The organism is Lentzea rhizosphaerae (assembly GCF_042649515.1).
Lineage (GTDB): Bacteria > Actinomycetota > Actinomycetes > Mycobacteriales > Pseudonocardiaceae > Lentzea > Lentzea aerocolonigenes.
Genome location: NZ_JBHRZI010000011.1, coordinates 1354138 through 1380468, shown reverse-complemented (window position 1 = coordinate 1380468; position 26331 = coordinate 1354138). Strand labels below are relative to the sequence as shown.

Sequence of the window (26331 nt, the reverse complement as noted above, 5' to 3'; positions counted from 1 at the left end):
GTGACGTGCGTCCCGATGCCGAGGTCGAGCCAGGCTCCCTGTTGGTTGCCGCCCCGAGCCTGAACGACCCGAACTTCACGCGCACCGTCGTCTACATCATCGACCAACGCCCCGAGGGAACCCTCGGCGTCGTCCTGAACCGCCCCTCCGAGGTGGCGGTGCTCGACGTGCTGCCGCCGTGGGGCTCGCACGTGACGAAGCCGCAGTGCATCTACATCGGCGGCCCGGTCGAGCAGAAGACGGCGCTGTGCCTGGCGGCCCTGAAGGCGGGCACCGACCCGTCCAAGGTGGAGGGCCTGGTCGGAGTGCAGGGCCCGGTCGCGTTGATCGACCTGGACGCCGAGCCGGACGACCTGATGCCGCTGGTCCGCGGCCTGCGGGTGTTCGCGGGCTACGCGGGGTGGGGAGAGGGCCAGCTCGCGAACGAGATCGACCGCGGCGACTGGATCGTCGTGACAGGACTGGCCGACGACGTGCTGGTGGGCGCGAACGTCGACCTGTGGGGCCGGGTGCTGCGCCGACAGGGCATGCCGCTGGCGCTGCTGTCGACCTACCCCAAGGACGTTCGGGAGAACTGATTCACGTGAAACGTCGGGCTACAGCCCGGCGAGCGGGGAGCAGCCGCCACCACCGCAGGCGCAGCCACCGCAGCCCTTGGGCTTGACCGGCTCCGGCACCAGCGCCGCCGCCCGGCTTCCCGCGATCCCGCCCGCGAAGGCGATGCCGAGCGCGCCGACCAGTCCGATGATCCCAGCGGTGACGGCCAGGTCGGCCATCACGAACGACATCGCGCCGGACACGATCGCCACGGCACCGGCCGCGACGTTCGGCACCCCGGCGACGCGGTTGGCCAGGGCGAACGTCTCCTCGTCGCGCAGAGCCGCCGCCGTGCGCACGCCGACGAAGCGGTTGCGCCGCAGCTTGCCCTGCAGACCCAGCAGACCAACCGCGCCGAGAGCGACGCCGAGCAGACCCAGGACGACCGACAGCACGATGTTCACCCCATGAGGGTAAGCCGGATCCTCAGTTCACCTGCCAGTCACCCCGGCCAGGTGTGCTGTGCGCCATGCTCAGACGACTCCTGCTCGTCCCCGTGCTGCTCGGTCTGTGCGCGACTCCCGCACAGGCGCACAACCCCGAAGTTCGCTTCCTCGCCGAACACGTCGTGCCGAAGGGCCTGGTCGTGGGTGGTACGACTGTCGGTGGCATCTCCGGCCTCGACTACGACCGCCGCACCGGCAAGTGGATCCTGATCAGCGACGACCGCGTGGCGCCCCGGTTCTACGAGGGCAAGCTCTCACGCAAGGGCGTCGAGTTCACCGATGTCCACTCTCTCGTGGGACCCAACGGCCCGTACGCACCCGGCACCGTCGACCCGGAAGACATCCGTGTCGACAAGTGGACAGGTGACCTGCTGTGGAGCCAGGAGGGCGAGCGCACGTCCACCACGCTCATCGACCCGTCGGTGCAGTTCAGCCGGCCGGACGGCTCGTTCGAGCGCGGTCTGCCCACACCTGACGACCTCAAGATGAAGCCGGAGTCCGGCCCTCGGCAGAACCAGGCGTTCGAAGGCCTCACGTTCGCGCTCGGCGGCAGCCTGGTCGTGACCGCCGTCGAAGGCCCGCTCCTGCAGGACGGCCCGCCCGCGACGACGACCAAGGGCGCGGTGTCCAGAGTCGTCGTCGAGACGCGCACCGGCCAGGTCGTCGCCCAGTACCGCTACCAGCAGGAACCGCTGTTCGCCCCGGACGCGAGCACCGGCGTCACGGCGATCCTGGAGAAGTCGCCCGGCGTCTACCTGGTGCTGGAACGGTCGTTCAGCCCGACGCTCGGCAACGAGGTCCGCCTGTTCGAGTACCGGCCGCAGCAGAACAGGAAGCACCTGCTCGCCGACATCGGCACCTTCGCAGTGAGCAAGGTCGACAACCTGGAGGGCATGGCCTGGGGCCCCGACGGCACGTTGTGGCTGGTCTCCGACGACAACTTCAACGCGACCCAGGTCACCCAGTTCATCGCGCTTGCGGTGCGCTGATACCGTTGACGACATGAGCACGGCCCGCCTGCTCCTTATCTAGCCGCGCAGACCTGATCGCGAGACGGTCGGCGCGGCAGCCCCCATGCCCTCTCTGGGCTGGGGGTTTCGTCATGTCAGGGGCAGGAACAGACGTGAGAGGGACGTTGAAATGAGCACGGACGCGGCGGAGATCCCCGCCTACCGCTACACCGCCGAGCTGGCGAACCAGATCGAGAAGCGGTGGCAGCAGTACTGGGAGGAGCACGGCACCTACCACGCGCCGAACCCGGTCGGCGCGCTCAAGGGTGACGTTCCCGCGGACAAGCTGTTCGTGCAGGACATGTTCCCGTACCCGAGCGGTGCCGGCCTGCACGTCGGCCACCCGCTGGGCTTCATCGGCACGGACGTCTTCGCGCGGTACCACCGCATGAACGGCCGCAACGTGCTGCACACCATGGGCTTCGACGCGTTCGGCCTGCCAGCCGAGCAGTACGCGGTGCAGACCGGCCAGCACCCGCGCAAGACCACCGAAGACAACATCAACACGTACCTGCGCCAGATCCGCAGGCTGGGGCTGGGCCACGACGAGCGTCGCCGCATCTCGACGATCGACCCCGAGTACTACAAGTGGACCCAGTGGATCTTCTTGCAGATCTTCAACTCCTGGTACGACGCGGATGCGGGCAAGGCTCGTCCGATCGCCGAGTTGATCTCGCAGTTCGAGTCTGGCGAGCGGGACGTTCCGGACGGTCGCAAGTGGTCTGAGCTGTCTTTTGCCGACCAGCAAAGGATCTTGGGCGAATTCCGGCTGGCCTACTTGTCGGAGGCGCCCGTCAACTGGTGTCCCGGACTGGGTACTGTGCTGGCGAACGAAGAGGTCACCGCAGACGGTCGCAGTGAGCGTGGCAACTTCCCGGTGTTCAGGAAGAACCTGCGCCAGTGGATGATGCGCATCACCGCGTACTCGGATCGGCTGATCGACGACTTGGACCGGCTGGACTGGCCGGACAAGGTCAAGGCCATGCAGCGCAACTGGATCGGGCGCTCGCATGGTGCCCGTGTCCGATTCGCGGTGGGAGACGAGAACATTGAGGTCTTCACGACCCGTCCGGACACGTTGTTCGGCGCGACCTACATGGTCCTGGCACCGGAACACGAGCTGGTGGACCAGATTGCGACGCCCGATCGCGTGGCAGACATCGCCGCGTACCGGCGCGCGGCGTCCCTGAAGTCCGAACTGGACCGTCAGGAGAACAAGGAGAAGACCGGCGTCTTCATCGGGGCGTACGCCACGAACCCGGTGAACGGCCAGCAGATCCCCGTCTACATCGCCGACTACGTGCTGATGGGCTACGGCACCGGCGCGATCATGGCCGTCCCCGGCCAGGACCAGCGCGACTGGGACTTCGCGAAGAAGTTCGACCTGCCGATCATCCGCACGGTCCAGCCTCCTGCGGACTTCGAGGGCGAGGCCTTCACGGGCGACGGCCCCGCGGTGAACTCCGGGTTCCTGGACGGGATGGCGATCGACGAGGCCAAGAAGACGATCATCGGGTGGCTGGAGGAGAACGGCCACGGCCACGGCACCGTCCAGTTCAAGCTGCGCGACTGGCTGTTCAGCCGTCAGCGCTACTGGGGCGAGCCCTTCCCGGTCGTCTACGACGAGAACGGCACCGCCATCGCGCTGCCGGAGTCGATGCTGCCGATCGAGCTGCCGGACGTCGACGACTACTCCCCTCGCACGTTCGACCCGGAGGACGCGAACACCGAGCCGTCGCCGCCGCTGTCGCGCGCTGTTGAATGGACCACCGTCGAGCTGGACCTGGGCGACGGCGTCAAGACGTACCGCCGCGACACGAACACCATGCCGAACTGGGCGGGTTCGTGCTGGTACCAGCTGCGCTACGTCGACCCGGTCGAGACCGAGAGGTTCGTCAACCCGGAGAACGAGAAGTACTGGCTGGGCCCGCGCACGGCCGAGCACGGCCCGACCGACCCCGGCGGCGTCGACCTGTACATCGGCGGCGTCGAGCACGCGGTGCTGCACCTGCTGTACTCGCGCTTCTGGCAGAAGGTCCTGTTCGACCTGGGCCACCTGACAGGCGACGAGCCGTACCGCCGCCTGTTCAACCAGGGCTACATCCAGGCGTACGCGTACGTCGACCCGCGCGGCGTGTACGTGCCGGCGGACGAGGTCGTCGAGGAAGACGGCAGGTACTTCTACAACGGCGAAGAAGTCCGCCGTGAGTACGGGAAGATGGGCAAGAGCCTGAAGAACGTCGTCACGCCGGACGAGATGTGCGAACGGTACGGCGCCGACACCTTCCGGTTCTACGAGATGTCCATGGGCCCGATGGACGTGTCACGGCCGTGGGCGACCAAGGACGTCGTTGGCGCGCAACGGTTCTTGCAGCGTCTGTGGCGCAACCTGGTCGACGAGACCGACGGCTCGCTGCGCATCGTCGACGAGGAGCCGTCCGTCGAGGCGCTGCGGTTGCTGCACAAGACCATCGCCGGCGTCCACGACGACTACGCGAACCTGCGCTACAACACGGCGGGCGCGAAGCTGATCGAGCTGAACAACTACGTCACCAAGCACTACGCGTCCGGCACCCCCCGCGCGCTGGCCGAGCCCCTGGTGCTGATGCTGGCCCCGCAGGCCCCGCACGTGGCCGAGGAGCTGTGGTCCCGGCTGGGCCGCACCGACTCGCTGGCGCACGGCCCGTTCCCCGTCGCCGACGAGCAGTACCTGGTCGAGGACACCGTCGAGTACCCGATCCAGGTCAACGGCAAGGTCCGCTCGCGGGTCGTGGTCTCCGCTTCTGCCTCGCAGGACGAGATCAAGGCCGCGGCGCTGGCCGAGGAGAAGATCGCCGAGCTGGTCGCCGGTGGCGAGCCGCGCAAGGTGATCGTGGTGCCGGGCCGCCTGGTGAACGTGGTCCTGTAGCTCTCCCTGTTTGGCGCGAAAGCACGTTCGGGCCGATAGATGGCCCGAACGTGCTTTTCGCGCCAAACAGCTAAGCTTCGGTGTTCTCCTGGAACCCGATGTCCGTCAGCATCTGATCCAGCATGCTGTCGAACATCGGCTCCGGGTTGCTCACCGCGAACGGGAACCTCCCGAACACCTCCAGCGCCACGTGCCCGTACAGCCGCACCCACGACTGCACCACGTGGTAGATCTTCCCGAGGTTGAGGACGGAGTCCTCGACAACAACGCCGTGCACCGACACCGCGTCCATCAGCACCCGCTGGAACCTCACCAGGTCCTCGTGCAGCACCTCGGGCACCTCGTCGTCCGCGTGGTTGGCCACCAGGTTCGAGGCGATCAGCCGACCGGCCAGCGACAGGAACACCGAGCCGAACTGGTCTGCTCCCAGCGGGTCCCGGGGTGAGGCGAAGACCAGTGCGAACTCCTGCGGGTGGGCCAGCGCCCAGCGGCGGAAGCTTCGGCACACGGCCCTGACCTGGCAGCCCACCTGGCCCGTCGTGTCGGCGGCGAGGTCTGCGTAGAGGACGGCTGCCATGTCGGCGCAGATGTCGTCGCAGAGCTGGCGCAGCAGGGCCTCGTGCGAGTCGTAGTAGCGGTACAACGCCGGTGCGGTGATGCCCAGTTCGCGTGCGATCGCACGCAGGGTCACTGCGTCGCGGCCGCGTTCCACCAAAAGGGCGCGGGCCGCCTGCCGAATCTCACGCTCGGTCTCAGCGCGAAGCCGTTCTCGGCGAGTGGCCTCGGTCATATGTCACTCCATCGGGTTGTAGACCTCGTCCACCGCCCCGTACGGTTTTAGTGAACGGTGTTTACAAGAGTTCACGGGATTCACAGCACGGTAACCCAGGAGGCCGTCGTCGATGTTCGCGAAGTGGGGATCAATCGCATATCGCCGCCGGTGGGTGGTGTTGATCGCGACCGTACTGCTCGCCGTGCTCGGCGGTGTGTGGGGTTTGGGCGTGTTCGACAAGCTCAGCCAGGGTGGTTACGAGGCTCCTTCCAGTGAGGCGGCGCGGGCCGACAAGGTAGCCGAGGAGGCGTTCGGGCGGCAGAACGGTGACGTGATCGTCATTTATCGCGGCGATTTCGCCAACCCGCTCGAGCTCAAGAAGATCGCCGACCACATCAGCGGATTCCCCAAGGACGACGTGCTCAAGGCCGTCGGGCCGGTGCCGTCGGACGACAAGCAGCAGGCGCTCGTCGCCATCACGCTGAGCAGCGGTGACTCGAACGAGCAGATCAAGCAGTTCGAGGAGATCCAGAAGCAGCTCCCCGTCGACGGCTTCACCCAGCAGGTCGGTGGGCTCGTGCCCACCCAGAAGGCCATCAACGACATGTCGCAGGAGGACCTGACGCGGGCCGAGATGTTCTCGTTGCCGCTGGTCCTGCTGCTGCTCGTGATCATCTTCGGTGGGCTCGTCGCCGCCGGCCTGCCCGTGGTGGTCGGCGGGCTCGCGATCATGGGTGCGCTGGGCGTGCTGCACGGCATCGCGATCTTCACCGACGTCAACTCGTTCGCGGTCAACGTCGCGTCGCTGCTGGGTCTGGGCATGGCGATCGACTACGGCCTGTTCATGGTCGGCCGGTTCCGCGAGGAGCTCGCCCAGGGCCGCACCACCGAACAGGCGGTGGGCCGGACCGTCGCGTCCGCCGGTCGCACGGTGGTGTTCAGCGCGACGTTGCTGGTCATCGCGCTGGCCGGACTGCTGCTCTTCCCGCACGGCTTCCTGAAGTCCCTCGCGTACGGCGGCATGTCGTCGGTCGCGATCGCGGCGCTGGTGTCCCTCACGCTGCTGCCCGCGTTGCTCGGCGTGCTCGGGCACCGGGTCGACAAGCTCGCGATGCCGTGGCGCAAGAAGGAGCCGAGCGAGCGCGGCTGGCGCAGCCTGAGCGGCAAGGTCATGAAGCGGCCGCTGCTGTTCGCCATCCCCCTGATCGCGGTGCTCGCGGCTCTCGGCGCGCCGTTCCTGAACGTGCAGTTCGGCCAGGTCACCGAGAAGGTGCTGCCCGAGGGCAACGCCGTGCGCGTGGCCACCGAGAACATCAACCAGAACTTCTCCGCTCTCTCCAACACCGGCCTCAAGATCGTCGTCAAGGGCGGCGACCAGGCAGCGGTCCAGGAGTACCTGGGCAAGGTCAAGGACGTCACCGGCGTCGGGGACGTCCAGCCGACGGGCTCCGGCAAGGGCGTCACGTCCGCGTCCGCGGGGCTGGAGCACGACGCGTTGAGCGCGGAGTCGAAGCAGGCGCTCAAGGACGTCCGGGCACTCACGCCTCCGCCGAACTCCGAGGTCCTCGTCGGCGGCAACACGGCCATCGTCACGGACTCGCTCGACGCCATCGCGGACAAGCTGCCGTTGATGATCGCGTTGCTGGTCGGCGCGACGCTGATCCTGATGTTCCTGGCGTTCGGCTCGGTCGTGCTGCCGATCAAGGCCGTGATCATGAGCGCGCTGTCGTTGTCCGCGACGTTCGGCGTGCTGGTGTGGATCTTCCAGGAGGGCCACGGAGCCGACCTGCTCGGCGTCACGCCCGGGCCGCTCGAGTCCGGCATCGTCGTGCTGATGGCGGCCATCGTGTTCGGCCTGTCGACGGACTACGAGGTCTTCCTCCTCAGCAGGATGGTCGAGGCCCGCGGTCAGGGCGCGACCACCGAGGAAGCCGTCACGACCGGTCTGGCGAAGACCGGCCGCGTGATCACCTCGGCCGCGCTGCTGCTGATCCTGGTCACCGGCGCGTTCGCGTTCTCGCAGGTCGCGATGATGCGGTTCGTCGGTGTCGGCATGATCCTCGCGCTGGCGCTCGACGCCACCGTCGTCCGGATGCTGCTCGTGCCGGCCGTGCTCAAGCTGCTGGGCAACGCCGCGTGGTGGTCACCCGGTCCGCTCAAGCGGATCCAGGAGCGGCTCGCGCTTCACGACGAGCCGGTCGACGAATGGGACGACTTCGACGACGAGCTGCGCAAGCCGGTCGCGGTCGGCTGACCGGGCGGGAAGGCGATCACGGCCGCGTCGAACTGGCGCGGCCTCGCCTCGTCCAGCTCGCCCGAACGCATCCGGTACGTGGCGAGCACCGTGTTCGAACTGTCCAGCACGGTCGTTGTCGTCCCGGTCGCAAGGAAAACCCTCGGGTCGCCTGGCGCGATGGCGACGCTGGGAGTGTTGAACGGCAAACGTTCGCGCACGGTCATGGTCGCCGTGTCGACCACGACGACCGAGCTCTCCTTCGGCAGGGTCAGGTAGACCGTCGAGCCGTCCGGCGTCACGGCGATGCTGCCCGCTCCCCTGCCGACGGCCAGCGTGCCGACGACCTGGTTCGTGGTCGTGTCGATCACCGACAGGGTGCCCGGTGTCTTCTCGCCGAGGCTCATGCCGCTCACGTAGATGCGCTTGCCGTCCGGCGAGATCGCGAGGTGCTGCGGCAGCCCGCCGACCTGCACGGTCGAGGTCTGGAACGCCGTCGCCGTGTCGATGATGCCGACCGTGCCGTCCTGGGCGTTGGCGACGTAGAGCACCTGGTTGTTCGGGTGGACGGCGAGGCCCTGCGGCTGGCCGGGCACCTTGACCGCGGCGACGACCCGGAAGTGCTCCGGGTCGATCACCGCGATGCTGCCGCTCGCCGAGACGTAGAGGCGCCGGCCGTCCGGGCGCATCGCCGCCTGCGAGAGCTGGACCTGCGTGAACAGCCTGTCGACGACCGCACCGGTGTCCGGGTCGACCTCGGTCACCGCACCCGTCCACCCGTTGACCACGTAGACCCGCCGCCCGTCCGGCGACACGGCGAGGCCCGTCGCGCGGCCCGCCGTGTCGGCGTGCGCGAGGACCGTGCCGGTTCTGGTGTCGACGACCTGGACGAGCCCGCTCTTGCCCACCACGTACGCGCGCGTAGCCGCCGCTGCCGAGGTGGTCGTGAAGTCGTGCCGTTGTCCGACACCCATCGCCGCGATGGCCGCTGAGAGCGCTAGAACCGCGGCCACGAGGCGTGGCTTTGCCATACGCCCGATGGGACCACTTCCGGGTGCTTTCGATCTACTTCCGTCACCCGGTCGAGCGAAATCTTTGCCTTGTCGTAGTACTACTCCGGAGTCTTCGCGCTGGCGACCAACTTTGCGTACCTGGTGCCGGCGGTCAGCAGGACCAGACCGGCGCCGAGGAACGCCAGCACACGGGCGACACCGTCCAAAGCGGCCAGGTCGAACGTCACCAGCTTCACCACCGCCGCGCCGACGAGGATCAGCCCGGAGATCCGCAACGCCTTGTTGTTGATTCCCTTGACCAGCAAGAACAACGCGGCGATCGTCCACGACACGGTGACCACCGAGTGTCCGAAGAGGAATCCGGTCTCGTCCGGCGACACGAGCAGCGCCGCGCACAGCACCGCACCCGCCGCGCCGTAGAGGAGCACGAGTCCGGAAAGGACCCACGGGAACGGGTGCTTGGCCGGTTCGCGCAGCACCCGCATCTTCAGCGCGGCCCACGGAACGGTCGCCGCGAACACGCCCAGCACCACGGCGGTGATCAGACCGGCCGCGTAGTCGCCGGTGGTGACGGTGACGTACCGGGGTTCCTCCACCAGCCACGTGAGCGGCACGGCGAACCCGATCGCCATCAGGAACCCGACGGCACCGAACGCGATCGAGCCGACCAGCGCGCTGCGCTTGTTGAGCTGCGCAGCGAGGAACGCGAGCAGCACGGCCTCCGCCAGCACGATCGCCGAGCGCACGTTGCCGTCGAGCGCGATCACCGTCGTCTGGAACAACGCGAGCATGCCCGTCGCGCCGGCCGCCGTGGTGAACGCCTTCGGCAGGTCAGGCACCATCCAGATCGCCAGCAGCACCGCCGCGACCGCCCCGGCGAGCAGGGAGGCCGAAGTCTTCTCCAGCAACGTCGTCGCGAACATGGCAGGCAGTGCCGAGCCGGCGATCAGCGCGACCGCGACGACGTCGTCCGGGCGCTTGCGGATCGTCAGCAGCGCCACGGCGATGCCGACGAGGGTCGTCACCCCGGCGAGCACGACCACGGTCCTGTCGAACTCGGCCGGGATCGTCATCGCGGTCATGACCAGCGAGGCGAAGATCGGCGGGAAGCCACCGGCGACCGCGAGACCCGGCCAGTTGCGCCGGATCTGGACCGGCGTGCTGGCCATCTTCAGCACCAGCAGGAAGCCGACGAGAAGGGCGGTGAAGCCCTCGGTCAAGATCGGCGAACAGATGGCGCACGCTGCGACGACACCGACCGCGAGCGTTTGCGAGTCCCAGCGCAGCGCGAGCACGACACCAGCCGCCGCGACACCGAGCCCGACCACGAGGCCGATGCCAGGAGACAGGTAGCCGTACAGGCTGGTGGCCGCGATGACGTCGAGGTAGAGACCGGCGAAACCGGTGGCGGCCAGAGCGAACGCCCCGGTGCGACCGGTCGGGTTGCGGTGCAGCCACATGCCGATGCCGACCAGCGCGCCGCTGAACACGGCACCGCCGATCACGCGCGGCATCGGGCCGAGCCAGCCGCGCTGGATGGCGAGGATCAGCAGCAGCACGAAACCGAGCACGGTGATCGCGCCACCGACCCAGGCCAGCAGCTTCGACCCGGCGCCGTCCTTGCCGAGCTTCTCGAACAACGTCTCGCGCGGCGGCGGAGGCTGCACCGGCCACGGCTGCTGAGCCTGCGGCGGGGGCCACGCCTGCTGAGCCTGCGGCCACGGCTGCTGCGGCTCACCCGCTGGAGTACGCGGGGAGCTTTCGTACTCCACTGGAGGACGCGGGGGCCCCGCGTGTGGCTGAGCCCACGGGCTCGGCGGTGGGGTGGGCGCCGGGACGGGAGGAGCCACGACCGGCTCCGGAGCAGGCGGTGGTGCGGTCGCGACCGAAGCCGAGTGCTCCCGCATCTCCGAGCTGATCGTCACCAGCCGTTGCCCGATGGCCGCGAGCTCCAGCGCGAGGCGCTGCTCGTACCCGAGGCGGTCCTGTCCGTCCATGTGATCAGGGTGAGGCAGGACACGCCCGGTGACATCCGTACACCTACTCATCCGGCTTGACTACATACATGTGTAATCGATTAACTACGCCCTCGTGACGACCATGAAGGACGTCGCGCAGCACGCCGGCGTCTCCACGGCCACCGTGTCGCGCGTGCTCAACGGCCATGCCGCGCCGACTCCCGAGACCCGTGAGCGGGTGCTTGCCGCGATCGAGGCGCTCGGTTACCGGCCCAACGCCCTTGCGCGATCCCTCAGGACCACGAGCACCCAGACCCTCGGTCTGGTCATCAGCGACCTGCTGAACCCCTTCTTCGCCGAGATCGCGAGAGCGGTCGAGGACGAAGCCCGGTCACACGGCTACTGCGTCGTGATCGGGAACGCCGACGAGAGCGCCGAGCAGGAAGCGACGTACGTGCGCACCCTGCTCGACCGCCGGGTGGACGGCCTCCTGCTGTGCCCCGCGACCGACGACCCTGAGTTGGTCCGCGAAGTGAGCGCAGGTGGCGTTCCGCTCGTCCTGCTCGACCGGACGGTCAGGGGCGCCACATGCCCCGTCGTCCGCGCCGACGGCAGCGAGGCATTGACCGCGCTCGCCCGGCGGCTCGTCGGCGCCGGCCACACCCGCGTCGGAGTGATAGCGGGTCCGCCGGACACCTCCACCGGGAGAGAACGCAGCGACGTGTTCATCGGTGCCCTCGGCGGCGCCGCGCAGGTCGTGCACGGTGACTTCCGGCAGGAGAGTGGCAGCCAGGCCGCCGCCAAGCTGATCGACGACGGCGCCACCGCGCTGGTCGCGATGGACAACCTGATGGGCCTCGGCGCCCTGGGCGAGATCAGGGCCCGCGGTCTGCAGATCCCGCACGACATCGCGCTCGCGGTCTTCGACGACCAGCCGTGGTTCCCGCTGCTGGACCCGCCGATCACGGTCATCGCGCAACCGACCGTCGAGATGGGCCGTGCCGCCGCCCGCAGCCTGCTCGCGCTGATCGACGGCCGGCAGCCCGACGACGTCCGTCTCACCGCGAAGCTCGTGCTGCGCGGCTCGTGCGGGGAGGCAGAGCTGTGAAGACCTTGATCACCGCCCGCGGCATCACCAAGCACTTCGGCACGACCAAGGCGCTGGACGGCGTCGACCTCGACATCAACGCGGGCGAGGTCCACGTCCTGCTCGGCGAGAACGGCGCCGGCAAGTCCACGCTGGTCAAGGTCCTCGCGGGCATCCACGGCCCCGACGCGGGCACCATCGAGGGCAAGGCCAGCCTCGCCGTGATCCACCAGGAGCTCGCGCTCGTCCCCGAGCTCAGCGTCGCGGAGAACCTGTTCCTCAACCGGTTGCCGCGCAGGTTCGGTTTCGTCGACCGCGCCGAGATGCGCCGCCGCGCACCTGAGCTGCTCGACCGCGTCGGCCTGAGCGTCGACCCGAACGCCAAGGTCCGCGACCTCGGCATCGCGCAGCAGCAGATGATCGAGATCGCCCGCGCGCTCGACAAGAACGCCGGCGTGCTGATCCTCGACGAGCCGACCGCGGTCCTCACCGACACCGAGACCGACCGCCTGCTGGAGATCATGGCCCAGCTGCGCGACAACGGCGTCGGCCTGGTCTTCATCACCCACCACCTGGACGAGATCCAGCGCATCGCCGACCGCATCACCGTCCTGCGCGACGGGCGGAGCGTCGGTGTCCTCGGACCGCGCGCCACCACCCAGCACATGATCGAGCTGATGGTCGGCCGCCCGATCGACGAGCAGTACCCGCGCGCCGAGCAGCGTCCGGGACAGCCGCTCCTGCGCCTGGAGAACTTCACCAGGCGCGGCGCGTTCCGCGACATCAACATCGAGGTCCACGCGGGCGAGGTGGTCGGCATCGCCGGCCTGGTCGGCGCCGGCCGCACCGAGGTCGCACGAGCGGCGTTCGGCGTGGACGGCTACGACTACGGCACCGTCGAGGTCGACGGGAAGAGGGTGCCGCGCAACGACGTCCAGGCCGCGATCAAGGCGGGGCTCGGGCTCGTCCCCGAGGACCGCAAGGGCCAGGGCCTCGTCCTCACCGCGACCGTCGGCCAGAACCTCGAGCTGGCGACGCTCGCCAACCGCGACCAAAAGCGCCTGCACGACATCGCGGGCAAGCTCCGGATCAAGGGCCGCGTCGAGCAGCCGGTGAAGGAGCTCTCCGGCGGCAACCAGCAGAAGGTCGTCATCGGCAAGTGGCTGCTGGCCGACCCGAAGGTGCTGATCCTCGACGAGCCCACGCGCGGCGTCGACGTCGGCGCCAAGGTCGAGATCTACGAGCTCATCAACCGCATGACCGCGCAGGGCCGGGGCGTGCTGCTCGTGTCCAGCGACCTGCCCGAGGTGATCGGGATGAGCGACCGCGTCGTCGTGATGGCGCACGGCCGTGTGGCCGGTGAGCTGCCGAAGGGCGCAACCCAAGACCAGGTGATGGCACTCGCCGTGCAGGAGATCTCAGCATGAGCACGATCAGCATCCGACGCTATGCCAGCGAGAACGGCGCATTGGCGGGGCTGCTCGTCCTCGCCGTGGTGATCGCGGTCATGCAGCCGGCGTTCCTCACCGCGCAGAACCTGCTCAACGTCGGCGTTCAGGCCGCGGTCATCGCGATCATGGCGTTCGGCATGACGTTCGTGGTGGTCGCGGGCGGCATCGACCTGTCCGTCGGCAGCATCGCCGCGCTGGCAGCGATGGTCGGCGCACTCACCGCCGGGCCGCTCGGCCTGGTCGTCGGTGCGTTGTGCGGTCTCGTGAACGGCGCGTTGATCAGCTACGGCAAGCTGCCGCCGTTCATCGCCACCCTGGCGATGCTGAGCGTCGCCCGCGGTCTCACGCTGGTGTTCTCCGAAGGGCAGCCGCACGAGACCGACGCCCTGGTGACGTTCCTCGGCTCGAACCTCGCGCCGAGCCTGCCGTTGCCGCTGCTGCTGATGCTGGCGTTCTTCGGCGTCACCGGCCTGATCCTCACGCGCACCAACCTCGGCCGCCGCATGTACGCGATCGGCGGCAACGAGGAAGCGGCGAAGCTCAGCGGCATCGACGTCCGCAGGCAGAAGCTGTGGATCTACGCCCTGTCCGGCCTGTTCGCCGCCGCCGCGGGCCTCGTGCTCGCGGGACGGCTCGGGTCCGCCGGTCCGCAGGCAGCGGTCGGCTACGAGCTCGACGCCATCGCCGCGGTCGTCATCGGCGGTGCGTCGTTGTCCGGTGGCGTTGGCCGCGCCACCGGGACGTTGGTCGGCGCACTTGTGCTCGCCGTCCTGCGCAACGGCCTCAACCTGCTGCAAGTGCCGCCGTTCTGGCAGCAGGTCGTCATCGGCGCGGTGATCGCTCTCGCCGCGTTGCTCGACTCACTTCGCCGTCGCTGATATCCCGCAACAGGTAAGGAAGACACCAATGAAGGTGACCCGACGGATCGCGCTGACGCTCGGTGCCGCAGCTCTTCTGGCGACCGGGTGCAGCGGTACAGGGGCGTCCGGAGGCAGCGGCATCACCATCGGCCTCGCGGTGTCCACGTTGAACAACCCGTTCTTCGTGGAGCTGCAGCAGGGCGCGCAGGAGATGGCGGACAAGCTCGGCGCCAAGCTGACCGTGGTCGACGCGCAGAACGACGCGACGAACCAGGTCAACCAGGTGCAGACGCTCGTCACCCAGGGCGTCAAGGCGATCATCCTGAACCCGGTCGACTCCAAGCAGTCCGCGCCAGCCGCCAAGGCCGCCGAGATGGCGAACATCCCGCTGATCTCGGTCGACCGCTCGGTCGAGGGCAAGGTCGCCGCCGAGGTCGCCTCCAACAACGTGTCGGGCGGCAGCCTCGCGGCCATCGAGCTCGGCCGCTCCACCTCCGGCGAGGTCGCGCACCTCAAGGGCATCTCGGGCGCGTCGGCGTCGCGTGACCGCGGTCAGGGCTTCGAGCAGGGCCTGAACAGCGGGAACATCAAGGTCGTCGCCACCGCCGTCGCGGACTTCGACCGCGCCAAGGCCCTCAACGAGACCACGAACCTGTTGCAGGGCCACCCCGGCATCAAGGGCATCTTCGCCGAGAACGACGAGATGGCGCTCGGCGCGATCAAGGCGCTCGGTGCCCGTGCCGGCAAGGACGTCATGGTCGTCGGCTTCGACGGCACGCCGGACGGCCTGAAGGCGATCCAGGACGGCACGCTCGTCGCCACCGTCGCCCAGCAGCCGAAGCTGCTCGGCTCCAAGGCCGTCGAGCAGGCGGTGAAGGCCGCGAAGGGCGAGCCCGTCCAGCAGGTCGTGGACGTCGAGGTCAAGGTCATCACCAAGCAGAACGTGGCAGAGTTCCTGAAGTGACGAAGCCTCTGCTTGTTCTCGGGTCCGCCAACGCCGACCTCGTGGTCGAGGTCGGCAGGCGGCCCGCCGGCGGTGAGACCGTGCTCGGCGGCGACACCGTCGTGCTGCCCGGCGGCAAGGGCGCGAACACCGCCGTTGCCGCCGCACGCGTCGGCGCCTCCGTCGCGTTGATCGGCGCACTCGGCGGCGACGGGTACGGCTCGCTGCTGCGCGAGTCGCTGGAGTCGTCCGGTGTGGACACCTCGCTGGTGAAGACCTCCCAGCGGCCAACGGGAATCGCGTACATCACCGTGACTCCCGATGGCGAGAACTCCATCGTCGTCTCGCCCGGTGCCAACGCGGACGTGTCGTCGTCCGATGTGGACGCCGTGTCGTTCGACGGCGCGCAGGTGCTCACGTGCTCGCTGGAAGTGCCGCTGGAGACGGTGATCCACGCGATCGACGTCGCACACGCGGCCGGCGTGCGGACGGTGCTGAACCTGTCGCCCGTCGCCGAGATCCCCGCCGAGACGCTCGGGAAGCTCACGACGCTGATCGTGAACGAGCACGAGGCCGCGCAGCTCGCCTCCGGCTTCGAGGGTCTGCTGCAGCTGGGTCCGAAGTCCGCGGTCGTCACGCTCGGCGCACGCGGCGCGGCCGTGGTGACCGAGGAAGGCACCACCGAGGTGCCGTCGATCGAGGTCACCGAGGTGGTGGACACGACCGGCGCGGGTGACGCGTTCGCGGGCGCGCTGTCCGCACGCCTCGCCGAGGGCGACACCCTCGTCGACGCCGCGAAGTACGCCGCGAAGGTGGCCGCCCTGTCCGTCACGAAGGCGGGCGCGCAGCCGTCCTACCCGACCGCGGCCGAGGTCAGCTCGCCAGCGGCAGGATGACCTGCACGGTTCCACCGGATCCGGTGAAGTCGAAGACGGCGAGCTCCTCGGAGTTGCCCAGCTTGGCCTCCAGTCTGCGGAGCTTGCCGTCGGAGTCGAGCCAGTAGCGCACTCGTGCTTCTGCGGCGTTCTGTTGCTTCGGGCCCTCGAAGACGTCGACGGCCGTGTCGCCGACCTTGTCCGAACGCAGCCAGCGCGCCGAGCTCTGCAGCAGCAGCTGGGCGTTCTCCGGCCGGTCCGCACCCAGGTTCACCAGCAGCCGCAACGCGCCGTCCAGTTCGGCGCCGCGTTCCTGCAGTTCGCGGACCTGCCAGTCGGCCGACGGCGCCACCGCGAACGCCACCCTGCCGAGGTTCCACTGCAGCAGGCCCTTGGAGAACTCGTCGTCGCGGCCGTCGGTGCGCATGTCCGCGTTGCCGCGGTGGTTCACGAAGTCGACCCGGCCGTCCAGCAGGAGTTTGCCGCCGGGCGACGGCACGGACGCGGTGAACGCGCTGACGCCGGTCGTGTAGTTGGCGAACCGCACCAGCGCCAGACGTTCTGCCTCTGCCACCGTCAACGAGCGCGGTGTCGGACCGCAGGCCACCAGCGCCAGCGCGAGCACGAGAACTGTCTTCCTCACGACCGCACCGCCGCGCGGTCTTCGAACAGCTCCTCGGTCGGCATGCCGTACCTCTCGACGCTCGGTGCCTTGTCCGGCAACGGGTCCTTCGGCATCTCCGGCTGGTCCGGCGGCGCGGCGACCTGGTTGAACGGGATTCCGCGCGGTGCCGCGGGGTTGCGGAGAGGCTCGCCGACCCCGTCGTAGCAGCGGTCGTCGAAGCAGTTGTTCCGGCCGGGTGCGCGTTTCGTGGCCGCGTACAGCACGTCCTGGCCGTTGCGGACGATCACGTTGTCGTCGAACCTGTTGTCGACCGGCGGCAGGTCCTCGCTCGACCCGAGTGCGACGCCGGTGCCGGGGTTGCCGGTGATCAGGTTGCGAGACAGCAGGTTCTTCGTGCCGCCCGCAATGCCCACGCCGAGCCCGAACGCCCCGTCGGCCTGCGCCGGTGAGAGCGCCTCGGAGTTGTCCGAGACGAGGTTGCCGACGAACGTGGCGTCCTCCTGAGGGACGAACGCCTCCTGGTAGTCGGAGTTCGAGGTCATGCCGACGCGGTTGCCGCTGAACCTGTTGCCCAGCACGTACATCCGACCGGACGCGTTCGTGCCCTCGTAGCCGACGGCGTTGCGCTCGGCGACGTTGCCGCGCACGACGATGTCGCACGGCTTGCACTGACCGACGTAGAACCCGGAGTCCGCGCTGCCGCTCGCGTAGCTCTGCTCGATCACGCCGTGCTGGGCGTCGAACGCGTAGATGCCGTACAACGCGTTGTTGCTGGCCGTCACGTACGAGACCCGGAAGCCCTGCAACGGCGGGAACTTCTGCGTGTCCAGCTTGGTGTAGCCGTTGCTGCCGCGGCCCATCCCGCCGTTCTCGGACAGTCCGGTGATCAGCACGCCGTTGAGCGTGTGGTTGCGGACGGTCAGGTTCTGCACCGACACGTCCGGCGCAGTCACCACGATCCCGTTGGTGCGCTTGACCTCCCCGTCGATGATCACGCTGCCGCGCTGGGCTCCCCTGATCGTGAGGCCCCTGGTCCTCACCTGCACCGTCTCCTTGTAGACGCCGGGAGCGACGAGGATGGTCGCGCCTTCCTGCGCCGCGTCCACGGCGGCCTGGATGGTGTTCAGCTGCGCCGGGACGTTGATCTCGGGACCGAGCTTCGGTTGCGCCGCCGACGAGCATCCGGCGACCAGGAGCACTGCTGCAAGGGTGTACGGAGCGCGCACAGCCGGTCACCGTACTGCTCCGTTCGGCCTACTGTCACACTGCCCCGGTGGTCCAGCTCTCACGCCGCCGTCTGCTGTACGGCGCTGCCGCCATCGGGCTGCTCGGCGGCTGCGGTTCACCAGAACGGCAGCCGGGTGTCGCCACGCCGCAGCAGCTGCACGCCGACATCTCCGTCTGGGACGCGGCTCGTCCGCCGTCCGCACAGGTCAGCTCGTCGGTGACGGTCACCTTCGGGCACGGGATCGACGGGTTGCCCGAGTTCCCCGGCGACGCCGTCCGGCCGCAGGAGCTGGGCGGGCGGCTGTTCCTGCAGATCTGCGGGGACGATCGGGAAGCCGTGCGGGACGCGGCCTCGCGGCTGCGGCCCGACGGGCGGCTGCGGTGGCGTGAACAGGGGTTCTGCCACTCGGATCGCACGAACGGGTTGGGTTTCAAGGACGGCATCGTCGTGCCCAAGACCGCCGAGGAGTTCGACCGGGAGGTCTGGCTGCCGGACGGGTCGACCATCGCCGTCGTGCGCCGGATCAAGCTCGACGTCGCCGCGTTCACGGCGTTGCCCGTGGCCGATCAGGAACGGGTGTTCGGGCGCCGCAAGCACGACGCCGTGCCGTTGTCCGGTGGCGAAGAGGTCGATTTGTCGGCAAAGACCCCCGACGGTGAGTACGTCATCCCGGCCGACGCGCACGTGCGGCGGGCGCATCCGTTGACGGCGGGCGCCGGGCTGATGCTGCGCCGCTCTTACAACTACGCGGAGGGCCTGCTGTTCATCTCGTACCAGCGTGAGCTCAGGACGTTTGTGAACACGATGTATCGCATGATCGATGGAGACGCACTTCTGCGTTACGCCACGACGACCACCTCCGCTGCGTTCCGCATTCCGCCGCTGAATTAGTCAGACTGTGATGTCGTCGGTTCCCGGTGGAAGGGTATGGTCTAGACCATGTCGAGCGCGCGGCTGAGCGGTGTCGGTGTCAGCAGCGGCCGGGCTTCCGGCCCCGTGGTGAGGGTCGCAGAGGCCCTGCCCGAACCTCCGCTGGGTCCGCGACCCGCGGAAACGAAGATGGAGGCCTCCCGCATCCGTCCCGCGACCGAGGTCGTGGCGCAGCGCCTGATGGAGCGCGCGAAGACCGTCGAGGGCGAGGCCCGCGCCGTTCTGGAGACGACGGCGGCGATGGCCGGCGACCCGTCGCTCATCAAGTCCGCCGAGAAGCTCGTCGTCGACGAGTCGCTGCCCGCCGCCCGCGCGGTGTACCAGGCGGCGCAGAAGTTCATCGCCGCACTGCAGGCCGCCGGTGGCTACATGGCCGAACGCGCCCGCGACGTCCAGGACGTCCGCGACCGCGTGGTCGCCGAGCTCCTGGGCCTGCCCGCTCCCGGCGTACCGGACCTGACCTCGCCGTCCGTGCTGGTGGCGCGCGATCTTGCGCCCGCCGACACCGCCGGCCTCGACCCGACGAAGGTCCTCGCGCTGGTCACGGAGGAGGGTGGTCCCACCTCCCACACCGCGATCCTCGCGCGGTCGCTCGGCATCCCGGCCGTCGTCGCGTGCCGCGGCGTGCTGGCTCTGGACGTCCCCGGACTGGAGGTCGACGGCGACACCGGTCAGGTGCGCGAGTCGGACGGCAAGGTCCGCGCGGCCGGCACCGGCAAGAAGGCGGTGTGGAACGGCGTCGGCGTCCTCAAGGACGGCCACCGCGTGAAGGTCCTCGGCAACGTGGGCTCTCCCGCCGACGCGGCAGCCGCTGCCGCCGCGGGCGCGGAGGGCGTCGGCCTCTTCCGGACGGAGTTCTGCTTCCTCGACGCCGCCGAGGAGCCGACCGTTGCCGAGCAGACCGCCGCGTACGAGGCAGTGCTGGCGCCGTTCAAGGGCAAGCCCGTTGTGGTGCGCACCCTCGACGCGGGCGCCGACAAGCCGCTCGCGTTCCTGAACCCGGACCCCGAGCCCAACCCGGCCCTGGGCGTTCGCGGCCTGCGCGTCGCCTTCGACCGCCCGGAGGTGCTCGACCGCCAGCTCCAGGCGATCGCCGCCGCCGCTGCCTCGTCGGGTGCCGACGTCTCGGTCATGGCCCCGATGGTCGCCACCGCGGCCGAGGCGTCGTGGTTCGTGGCCCGAGCCCGTCAGGCGGGGATCGCGCGCGCCGGCGTGATGGTCGAGGTCCCGTCCGCCGCGCTGTCGGCCCGGGAGATCCTCCAGGTCGTCGACTTCATCTCCATCGGCACCAACGACCTGGCCCAGTACGTCTTCGCCGCCGACCGCCAGCTCGGCGGCGTGGCAGCGTTGAACGACCCGTGGCAGCCGGCGTTGCTGCGCCTGATCGCGCAGGTCGGCGAGGCGGCGACGGCGGCGGGCAAGCCCATCGGCGTCTGCGGCGAGGCAGCGGCCGACCCGCTGCTCGCGTGTGTGCTGATCGGCATGGGCGTGACGTCGTTGTCGATGAACCACACGGCTCTTGCCGATGTGGGCGCCAAGCTGGCGACGTCCAGCATGGACATCTGCCAGCTCGCGGCCCGTGGCGCGTTGGCCGCGGGTGACCCGGGGACCGCGAAGCTAGCGGCTCGCGCCCCGCACTAGCCCGTGCATCGAGCCTGCTGTTTGGCGGGGAAANNNNCAAACAAATATGTCCGGTATGGCACGCCAGGATCGCGGCCGGGTCGGCCGTCGGTACGTGCGTGCGCTCCGGTGGATGAGCAGGAACAGGTAAGGCCATGAGACAACGACAGCGGCTCAACCGTGCCCCAGCTCGTCCTTCACCGTGTCGAGGAACGCCGACCACGCGTCCGCCGACACCGGCAGGTGCGTGGTCGGCGCTTTGCTGTCCCGGATGCCGATGCCACGACCGACCTCGACGCAGTCGTTCGCGTCGGGGCTGTGGGAGCTCTTGCGCCACTGCGCCATGCGGAGTGCCTCCTCAGTGAAGGATGCCGGTGATCAGCTCCTTCGAGTCTTGCGCACTCAGTGCCTGCTGGTCGAGCAGCTTCAGTATCTTGCCGTAGACGTCGAGAGATCCCTTGTCCTCCAGGAAGAGGCACGAGTTCTTGCTCTCGATGAAGATCACCGGCTCGTACTTCTCGTAGCCGAACGGAGGAACGATCCGGCGACGCCTGCGTGCGCTCCAAGGGCGGTCGGTACGACCCGCACGGTGATGTAGCTGCGCTGGGCCATCCTTGCGGCGATGCGGTCCTCGTAGTCGACTGACGCGTCCCGCACGCCTCTTTCGCTGAGGGCACGCATGTAGTCAGCGGTCTGCAGCTGTCCAGGAATGAGATTCATCGACCAGACGGTGATCTCGTTGGCCAGGCGCTCCTGGTCGATCAGGATGCGCATCTGGTCAGGTTGCCCGTCTTCCGGGATCTCGAGATATCCGGTCTCCCGCGTTTCCCTGAACAGTGCGAGCAGATGACGAGCTTCAGCGGGTTTGACGCGGCAGTACCCGAGCAGTTGCTTCAGGTCGCTCTCGTCGACACCGCCCTTGCCCCGCACCAGGTCGGAGAGCTTGGCTTCGTCCCAGCCGAGTTCCTCGGCGAGCTTGCGGTGGGTCATCCCGGTTTGTTCGATGGCGTACCGGACGCCTTCACCGAACTCTCGTCCCACCACACTGGACTTTCGTCGTGGCATGGCGTTGAAGCTAGAAGTACTTCTCCCCCAGGCTCCATCGTTTCCGTCCGAATTTGCATGAAGGAAGTAGTTCTTGGAGCCGGTACAAGTCCTACCTTTGTGCCACTAAGTGCAACTCGTCGAGCACAACGCGAATCAACGGATGGTCCTCCGACCCACGACGCACAGCCGCCACCACTCGTCGCAATGGCGCCACACCTGTCACCGGAATTCCCGGCACGGCGTTGCGGGGTGCCAACGCCACCCCGGCGCCCGCCGCGACCAAGGCCTCGATCGCCCGGAAGTCGTCAGACGTGTGCCGGATCCGCGGCGCGAACCCGGCCTGCGCGCACGCCATCTCCACGACGTCGCGCAGCGGGTTGCCCGGCAGCGTCACCACCCAGTCCTCGTCGGCCAGCGCCGCCAGATCGACCGGTCCGCCCGCCAGCGCGTGCCCCGGCGGCAGCACCACGTCGAAAGGCTCGGTGTAGAGAGGGAACGTGGTGAAGCGGTCGGTGGTCCGGTGTTCCTCGGTGATCGCCACGTCGATCTCGCCGTCGAGCAGCAGCCGCACGCTCTCGTGTCCTTCGGCGTCGCGCACGGAGAGTTCGATGGAACGGCCCTTCAACGCTGCCAAGGCGGGTGCCACGACCTGGGTGATCGCCGACGCGAACGCCGCCACCGCCACCCGTCCGGTGGTGCCGGAGGCCAGAGCGTCCAAAGTGGCCTGTGCGCGTTCCAGTTCCGCGGCGACGACGTGGGCGTGCGCGACGAGCAGTTCACCAGCTGGTGTCAGCGAGACCCGACGGCCCTTGCGCAGCAGCAACGGATGTCCGGCCTCCGACTCCAACGCCGCCAGCTGCTGCGACACCGCTGACGGCGTGAGGTGCAGCGCAGCAGCAGCGGCCGTCACCGTGCCGTGGTCGGCGAGTGCGCGCAGCACGCGGAGCCGTCGTGGGTCGATCACCGCTCAATGATGGGGGATTCCGGTGCGGCGTTCACGACGACGCCGTGGGGCAGGATCGGGTCGATGGTCGTCCGCTCCAGCAGGAGGTACACCTCCTCGAAGATCGGAGTGGTCACCGGCAGTCCGTGCTGGGGGGCGGTGAGGACGTTCCGCCTGGCCATCGGCAGTCCGGTCTCCGGGTTGACCACCAGCTGTGTCTCGAAGCCGGTGAACTGGAACGTCGGCGGCGCGGGGATCGCCACGCCGGTGCCGGAGCGGCCGTCCCGCAGCGTCGTCCGGTCGAGAAGCCGCACCCCGTCCACGGTCTTGAGCGCCTCGAACGCCGCGCGGCGTCGGTCGTCGCTGATGTTCGCGGTCATCATCTGCATGGCGAGCATCGCGGTCCGGTAGTGGAGGCTGTCCTGGGAGCCGTTGTCCCCGGTGACGGTCTGCAGCGTCTTCTTGAGTTCGACCGGATCCGTGGGCAGTCCGGCGAACGGGTTGGGCTCGGGGCCGTCGATCTTCCGCACGGCGGGCTGCATCGGGCCGATGCGCACCGAGCTGTGCCCGCCGAGCTGAGGTGCCTCGGTCGGCTTGCCCGCCGTCTCCCACCTGGCTTCGTCGTCCGAGGAGAAGGGTTCCACCTTGCCGTTCTTCTGGGTGACGTCGACCTGGTTGTCGGTGCCCGCCCACCGTTCCTCCGTGGCACTGAGCATCACCGTGTACGGGTTCGTGGGCTCACCGACGATCATCAGTTCCCACTTCTGCGTCAGCACGTGCCACCGCTGAGGTGGTGCGGCCGGTTGCACGGGCGGAGCGGGTCGCGGCAGCAGTACGACGGCCAGCGCGATCACCGCGGCGGCCACCAGCACGGGACCGAAGCGCCGCGCGGAGGTCCGGATCTTGGCCGGTTGTGGCATCGCGATGATGCGCGCCAGGTCGCGTTCCATCCGCTCGGGGTCGACCTCGGGAGCGGGCGGCTTGGCCTGAGTCAGGTCCTTCAAGAGGTCTTCCATGACTCCCTCGCACGGTCGAAGTTCGGTGTCGAGAGAGCGGCACGCAACCGCCGTCGGGCGCGATGGAGACGCACGAAGAACGTCGCCGTTGTGCAGCCGAGCACCGACGCCGCCTCCGCCGCATTCAGTCCGTGCCACGCGATGAGCGTGAGCACCTCCTGGTCGGCCTCGGACAGGGTCGCGAGGGCCGCCCGCAGCTCGATCACGGCGTAGTCGTCGTCGGCGGCGACATCGGTGAGCTCGTCGTGCCACGTCTGCCGGCGAGCGGCGCGGACCAGGTTGCGGGTGATGCCGAGCAGCCACGGCAGGGCGTTGGACGGCATCTGGTCGAGCTTGCGCCAGGCGATCGTGAAGGTCTCGCTGGTGATGTCCTCCGCGAGCGGTCTCCCCGCGTGCGCCGCCGCGTAGGCGAGCACCCGCGGGTAACACTCGCGGTAGACGGCGGAGAAGTCCTCCACGATCGCCCCCTCCCTCTTCACGAGGTAGTGCGCGGACCGTGCGAGTTCTTACGGTCGTGTGGCCGGCATCACATCTTGGCGCGTGCGGCGACGAACGCGTCGACCGCCCGGTTCACGTCCTCCGTGGTGTGCGCGGCCGACATCTGCGTGCGGATCCGCGCCTTGCCGTGCGGCACCACCGGGTACGAGAAGCCGATCACGTAGATGCCCTGCTCCAGCAGCAGGTCGGCGAGCCTGGCCGCCTCGGCCGCGTCGCCGATCATCACCGGGATGATCGGGTGCTCGCCCGGCAGCAGGTCGAAGCCTTCCTCGGTCATGCGGCGGCGGAACAGCTCGGTGTTCGACCGCAGCTGGGTCAGCAGCTCGGACGACGACGACAGCAGGTCCAGCGTCGCGATCGCGGCGGCGGTGATCGACGGTGCGAGCGAGTTCGAGAACAGGTACGGGCGCGACCGCTGGCGCAGCAGCTCGATGATCTCCGCGCGACCGGACGTGTAGCCGCCGGACGCGCCGCCCAGCGCCTTGCCGAGCGTGCCGGTCACGATGTCGACGCGGTCCTGCACGCCGAAGAGCTCCGGCGTGCCGCGGCCGGTCGGGCCGGTGAAGCCGACGGCGTGCGAGTCGTCGACCATGACCAGCGCGTTGTAGCGCTCGGCCAGGTCGCAGATCTCGTCGAGCGGCGCGAGGTAGCCGTCCATCGAGAACACGCCGTCGGTGGCGATCAGCCGGTAGCGCGCGTCGGCGGAGTCCTTGAGCTGACGCTCGAGGTCGTCCATGTCGCGGTTCTTGTAGCGGAACCTGCGCGCCTTGGAGAGCCGGACGCCGTCGATGATCGACGCGTGGTTCAGCTCGTCGGAGATGATCGCGTCCTCGGCGCCGAGCAGCGTCTCGAACAGACCACCGTTCGCGTCGAAGCACGAGCTGTAGAGGATCGTGTCATCGGTGCCGAGGAACTCGGAGAGCTTGCGCTCCAGCTCCTTGTGCGGCTCCTGGGTGCCGCAGATGAACCGCACCGACGCCATGCCGAAGCCCCACTTGTCGAGCGCGTCCTTCGCGGCCTCGATCAGGCGCGGGTGGTCGGCGAGCCCGAGGTAGTTGTTGGCGCAGAAGTTCAGGACCTCGTCACCGGAACCGACCCGGACGGCGGCGTTCTGCGGGGTGGCGATGACGCGCTCGGACTTGTAGAGCCCGGCCTCCCTGATCTCCTCGATCGTCTTGAGGAGGTCGTTCTTCAGCTCGCCGTACATCAGGCTCCCGTCCAGTCGAGGATGACCTTGCCGCACTTGCCTTCGCGCGCGGTGGCGAACGCCTCCGCGTGCTGCGTGTGGTCGTACCGGTGCGTGATCACCGGCGCGAGGTCGAGGCCGCGCTGCAGCAGCACGGTCATCGAGTACCAGGTCTCGAACATCTCGCGGCCGTAGATCCCCTTGATGTGCAGCATCTTCAGCACGACGCTGCTCCAGTCGACGGGGAACTGTTCCGCGGGCAGCCCCAGCATCGCGATGCGACCGCCGTGCGCCATGTTCGCGATCATGCTCTGGAGCGCCGACGGCTTGCCGGACATCTCCATGCCGACGTCGAAGCCCTCTGCCATGCCTAGTTCGGCCTGCGCCTGCTCGATCGTCTTCTCGGCGACGTTCACCGCGAGGTCGACGCCGACCTTGCGCGCGAGGTCCAGCCGGTGCTCGGAGACGTCGGTGATCACGACGTTGCGCGCACCCGCGTGCTTGGCGACGGCGGCCGCCATGATCCCGATCGGGCCGGCCCCGGTGATGATCACGTCCTCGCCGATGACCGGGAAGCTCAACGCGGTGTGCACTGCGTTGCCGAACGGGTCGAAGATCGCGGCCACGTCCAGGTCGACGGGCGTGCGGTGCACCCACGCGTTCTGCTCGGGCAACACGACGTACTGCGCGAACGCGCCGTTGGAGTGCACGCCGAGACCACGGGTGTTGGCGCAGAGGTGGCGGCGGCCCGCCTTGCAGTTGCGGCACGTCCCGCACACCAGGTGACCCTCGCCGCTGACCAGGTCGCCGACCTTCACGCCCGTGACGGAGGCGCCGACCTCGGCGACCTCGCCGACGAACTCGTGCCCGAGCGTGAGTGGCGCCTTGATGTTCTGCGACGCCCAGTCGTCCCACGAGTCGATGTGCAGATCGGTGCCGCAGATGCCGGTGCGCAACACCCTGACCAGCACGTCCGTCGGACCCGGCGTGGGGTCGGGAACGTCGGTCAGTTCGAGGCCAGGCCCAGCGGCGACCTTGACGAGAGCCTTCATGCGGGAAGTCTCACCTTTGCTGCTTGTGCAGTC

25 protein-coding genes are annotated in these 26331 nt (G+C 68.8%); 11 read left to right on the top strand and 14 right to left on the bottom strand.

The window, feature by feature from the left end:
- Positions 1 to 5: 5 nt before the first annotated feature.
- Entirely contained in the window at positions 6 to 578 is a 573-nt protein-coding gene (locus ACFOWZ_RS14375; protein ID WP_030465643.1) for a YqgE/AlgH family protein, read from the top strand.
- An 18-nt stretch (positions 579 to 596) separates the two neighbouring features.
- Here ACFOWZ_RS14375 and ACFOWZ_RS14370 read toward each other — a convergent pair whose 3' ends face one another.
- A complete protein-coding gene (locus ACFOWZ_RS14370; RefSeq protein ID WP_236703049.1) occupies positions 597 to 1001 on the bottom strand; it encodes an SdpI family protein in 405 nt (134 codons plus the stop codon).
- A 65-nt stretch (positions 1002 to 1066) separates the two neighbouring features.
- Between ACFOWZ_RS14370 and ACFOWZ_RS14365 the strand changes: the two genes are divergently transcribed.
- Entirely contained in the window at positions 1067 to 2032 is a 966-nt protein-coding gene (locus ACFOWZ_RS14365; RefSeq protein ID WP_382372431.1) for an esterase-like activity of phytase family protein, read from the top strand.
- 151 nt (positions 2033 to 2183) lie between these two features.
- Positions 2184 to 4961, top strand: coding sequence for a leucine--tRNA ligase (leuS, locus tag ACFOWZ_RS14360; RefSeq protein ID WP_382372429.1), 2778 nt, complete (start codon positions 2184 to 2186; stop codon positions 4959 to 4961).
- A gap of 70 nt (positions 4962 to 5031) precedes the next feature.
- On the opposite strand, the gene ACFOWZ_RS14355 is transcribed toward leuS, so the two are convergent.
- Positions 5032 to 5751 (bottom strand): TetR/AcrR family transcriptional regulator, encoded by a 720-nt coding sequence (locus ACFOWZ_RS14355; RefSeq protein ID WP_382372427.1) that lies wholly within the window; start codon positions 5749 to 5751, stop codon positions 5032 to 5034.
- A 157-nt stretch (positions 5752 to 5908) separates the two neighbouring features.
- Here ACFOWZ_RS14355 and ACFOWZ_RS14350 point away from each other — a divergent pair, with 157 nt between their 5' ends.
- Complete coding sequence (locus ACFOWZ_RS14350; protein ID WP_382372425.1) at positions 5909 to 7987, top strand: MMPL family transporter; 2079 nt, start codon at positions 5909 to 5911, stop codon at positions 7985 to 7987.
- Here ACFOWZ_RS14350 and ACFOWZ_RS14345 read toward each other — a convergent pair.
- Positions 7918 to 8997, bottom strand: a complete 1080-nt coding sequence (locus ACFOWZ_RS14345) for a YncE family protein (RefSeq protein ID WP_382372423.1) — start codon at positions 8995 to 8997, stop codon at positions 7918 to 7920. The two genes, ACFOWZ_RS14350 and ACFOWZ_RS14345, sit on opposite strands and share 70 nt — an antisense overlap.
- 80 nt (positions 8998 to 9077) lie before the next feature.
- Complete coding sequence (locus tag ACFOWZ_RS14340) at positions 9078 to 10976, bottom strand: DUF2339 domain-containing protein (RefSeq protein ID WP_382372421.1); 1899 nt, start codon at positions 10974 to 10976, stop codon at positions 9078 to 9080.
- Positions 10977 to 11079: 103 nt separating this feature from the next.
- Here ACFOWZ_RS14340 and ACFOWZ_RS14335 point away from each other — a divergent pair, with 103 nt between their 5' ends.
- The 5 genes from ACFOWZ_RS14335 to ACFOWZ_RS14315 are packed head-to-tail and all read left to right on the top strand — an operon-like array spanning position 11080 to position 16174.
- Positions 11080 to 12045: a LacI family DNA-binding transcriptional regulator gene (locus tag ACFOWZ_RS14335; RefSeq protein WP_382372692.1), complete on the top strand. Its 966-nt coding sequence runs from the start codon at positions 11080 to 11082 to the stop codon at positions 12043 to 12045.
- Positions 12042 to 13451, top strand: a complete 1410-nt coding sequence (locus ACFOWZ_RS14330) for a sugar ABC transporter ATP-binding protein (protein ID WP_382372419.1) — start codon at positions 12042 to 12044, stop codon at positions 13449 to 13451. The genes ACFOWZ_RS14335 and ACFOWZ_RS14330 overlap by 4 nt, the downstream gene beginning before the upstream one ends.
- Positions 13448 to 14353: an ABC transporter permease gene (locus ACFOWZ_RS14325; RefSeq protein ID WP_030465653.1), complete on the top strand. Its 906-nt coding sequence runs from the start codon at positions 13448 to 13450 to the stop codon at positions 14351 to 14353. The genes ACFOWZ_RS14330 and ACFOWZ_RS14325 overlap by 4 nt, the downstream gene beginning before the upstream one ends.
- A 28-nt stretch (positions 14354 to 14381) precedes the next feature.
- Entirely contained in the window at positions 14382 to 15299 is a 918-nt protein-coding gene (locus tag ACFOWZ_RS14320) for a substrate-binding domain-containing protein (protein ID WP_030465654.1), read from the top strand.
- Complete coding sequence (locus ACFOWZ_RS14315) at positions 15296 to 16174, top strand: ribokinase (RefSeq protein ID WP_382372416.1); 879 nt, start codon at positions 15296 to 15298, stop codon at positions 16172 to 16174. The genes ACFOWZ_RS14320 and ACFOWZ_RS14315 overlap by 4 nt, the downstream gene beginning before the upstream one ends.
- Here the strand turns inward: ACFOWZ_RS14315 and ACFOWZ_RS14310 are convergent.
- Positions 16152 to 16796, bottom strand: a complete 645-nt coding sequence (locus tag ACFOWZ_RS14310; RefSeq protein ID WP_382372414.1) for a hypothetical protein — start codon at positions 16794 to 16796, stop codon at positions 16152 to 16154. The genes ACFOWZ_RS14315 and ACFOWZ_RS14310 overlap by 23 nt on opposite strands.
- On the bottom strand, positions 16793 to 18004 hold the full coding sequence (locus ACFOWZ_RS14305; protein WP_382372412.1) for a right-handed parallel beta-helix repeat-containing protein: 1212 nt from the start codon (positions 18002 to 18004) through the stop codon (positions 16793 to 16795). Before ACFOWZ_RS14305 ends, ACFOWZ_RS14310 begins: the two co-directional genes overlap by 4 nt.
- Before the next feature lie 47 nt (positions 18005 to 18051).
- Here ACFOWZ_RS14305 and ACFOWZ_RS14300 point away from each other — a divergent pair, with 47 nt between their 5' ends.
- Both ACFOWZ_RS14300 and ptsP read left to right on the top strand, forming a co-directional pair.
- Entirely contained in the window at positions 18052 to 18897 is an 846-nt protein-coding gene (locus tag ACFOWZ_RS14300; protein ID WP_382372410.1) for a Dyp-type peroxidase, read from the top strand.
- Positions 18898 to 18945: 48 nt separating this feature from the next.
- A complete protein-coding gene (gene ptsP, locus ACFOWZ_RS14295; protein ID WP_382372408.1) occupies positions 18946 to 20577 on the top strand; it encodes a phosphoenolpyruvate--protein phosphotransferase in 1632 nt (543 codons plus the stop codon).
- A 153-nt stretch (positions 20578 to 20730) separates the two neighbouring features.
- On the opposite strand, the gene ACFOWZ_RS14290 is transcribed toward ptsP, so the two are convergent.
- From ACFOWZ_RS14290 to tdh, 8 genes are all read right to left on the bottom strand, one after another.
- The gene (locus ACFOWZ_RS14290) at positions 20731 to 20901 is read right to left on the bottom strand and encodes a DUF397 domain-containing protein (protein WP_382372406.1); all 171 of its coding nucleotides are present in this window, start codon (positions 20899 to 20901) and stop codon (positions 20731 to 20733) included.
- A 13-nt stretch (positions 20902 to 20914) separates the two neighbouring features.
- On the bottom strand, positions 20915 to 21061 hold the full coding sequence (locus ACFOWZ_RS14285; protein WP_382372404.1) for a hypothetical protein: 147 nt from the start codon (positions 21059 to 21061) through the stop codon (positions 20915 to 20917).
- Positions 21058 to 21621, bottom strand: a complete 564-nt coding sequence (locus tag ACFOWZ_RS14280) for a Scr1 family TA system antitoxin-like transcriptional regulator (RefSeq protein ID WP_382372402.1) — start codon at positions 21619 to 21621, stop codon at positions 21058 to 21060. Before ACFOWZ_RS14280 ends, ACFOWZ_RS14285 begins: the two co-directional genes overlap by 4 nt.
- 91 nt (positions 21622 to 21712) lie before the next feature.
- On the bottom strand, positions 21713 to 22567 hold the full coding sequence (locus ACFOWZ_RS14275) for a LysR family transcriptional regulator (RefSeq protein WP_382372400.1): 855 nt from the start codon (positions 22565 to 22567) through the stop codon (positions 21713 to 21715).
- The gene (locus ACFOWZ_RS14270) at positions 22564 to 23562 is read right to left on the bottom strand and encodes a hypothetical protein (protein WP_382372398.1); all 999 of its coding nucleotides are present in this window, start codon (positions 23560 to 23562) and stop codon (positions 22564 to 22566) included. The genes ACFOWZ_RS14275 and ACFOWZ_RS14270 overlap by 4 nt, the downstream gene beginning before the upstream one ends.
- Positions 23547 to 24041, bottom strand: a complete 495-nt coding sequence (locus ACFOWZ_RS14265; protein ID WP_382372396.1) for an RNA polymerase sigma factor — start codon at positions 24039 to 24041, stop codon at positions 23547 to 23549. Before ACFOWZ_RS14265 ends, ACFOWZ_RS14270 begins: the two co-directional genes overlap by 16 nt.
- 47 nt (positions 24042 to 24088) lie before the next feature.
- The gene (locus ACFOWZ_RS14260; protein WP_382372394.1) at positions 24089 to 25267 is read right to left on the bottom strand and encodes a glycine C-acetyltransferase; all 1179 of its coding nucleotides are present in this window, start codon (positions 25265 to 25267) and stop codon (positions 24089 to 24091) included.
- Complete coding sequence (gene tdh / locus ACFOWZ_RS14255; protein WP_382372392.1) at positions 25267 to 26298, bottom strand: L-threonine 3-dehydrogenase; 1032 nt, start codon at positions 26296 to 26298, stop codon at positions 25267 to 25269. The genes ACFOWZ_RS14260 and tdh overlap by 1 nt, the downstream gene beginning before the upstream one ends.
- Positions 26299 to 26331: the final 33 nt, after the last annotated feature.

Coding starts and splice junctions, on each gene's coding strand:
- ACFOWZ_RS14365 (WP_382372431.1), top strand. CDS start 1,067: ATGCTCAGACGACTCCTGCTCGTCCCCGTGCTGCTCGGTCTGTGCGCG.
- leuS (WP_382372429.1), top strand. CDS start 2,184: ATGAGCACGGACGCGGCGGAGATCCCCGCCTACCGCTACACCGCCGAG.
- ACFOWZ_RS14355 (WP_382372427.1), bottom strand. CDS start 5,751: ATGACCGAGGCCACTCGCCGAGAACGGCTTCGCGCTGAGACCGAGCGT.
- ACFOWZ_RS14345 (WP_382372423.1), bottom strand. CDS start 8,997: ATGGCAAAGCCACGCCTCGTGGCCGCGGTTCTAGCGCTCTCAGCGGCC.
- ACFOWZ_RS14340 (WP_382372421.1), bottom strand. CDS start 10,976: ATGGACGGACAGGACCGCCTCGGGTACGAGCAGCGCCTCGCGCTGGAG.
- ACFOWZ_RS14335 (WP_382372692.1), top strand. CDS start 11,080: ATGAAGGACGTCGCGCAGCACGCCGGCGTCTCCACGGCCACCGTGTCG.
- ACFOWZ_RS14325 (WP_030465653.1), top strand. CDS start 13,448: ATGAGCACGATCAGCATCCGACGCTATGCCAGCGAGAACGGCGCATTG.
- ACFOWZ_RS14320 (WP_030465654.1), top strand. CDS start 14,382: ATGAAGGTGACCCGACGGATCGCGCTGACGCTCGGTGCCGCAGCTCTT.
- ptsP (WP_382372408.1), top strand. CDS start 18,946: ATGTCGAGCGCGCGGCTGAGCGGTGTCGGTGTCAGCAGCGGCCGGGCT.
- ACFOWZ_RS14290 (WP_382372406.1), bottom strand. CDS start 20,901: ATGGCGCAGTGGCGCAAGAGCTCCCACAGCCCCGACGCGAACGACTGC.
- ACFOWZ_RS14280 (WP_382372402.1), bottom strand. CDS start 21,621: ATGCCACGACGAAAGTCCAGTGTGGTGGGACGAGAGTTCGGTGAAGGC.
- ACFOWZ_RS14270 (WP_382372398.1), bottom strand. CDS start 23,562: ATGGAAGACCTCTTGAAGGACCTGACTCAGGCCAAGCCGCCCGCTCCC.
- ACFOWZ_RS14260 (WP_382372394.1), bottom strand. CDS start 25,267: ATGTACGGCGAGCTGAAGAACGACCTCCTCAAGACGATCGAGGAGATC.
- tdh (WP_382372392.1), bottom strand. CDS start 26,298: ATGAAGGCTCTCGTCAAGGTCGCCGCTGGGCCTGGCCTCGAACTGACC.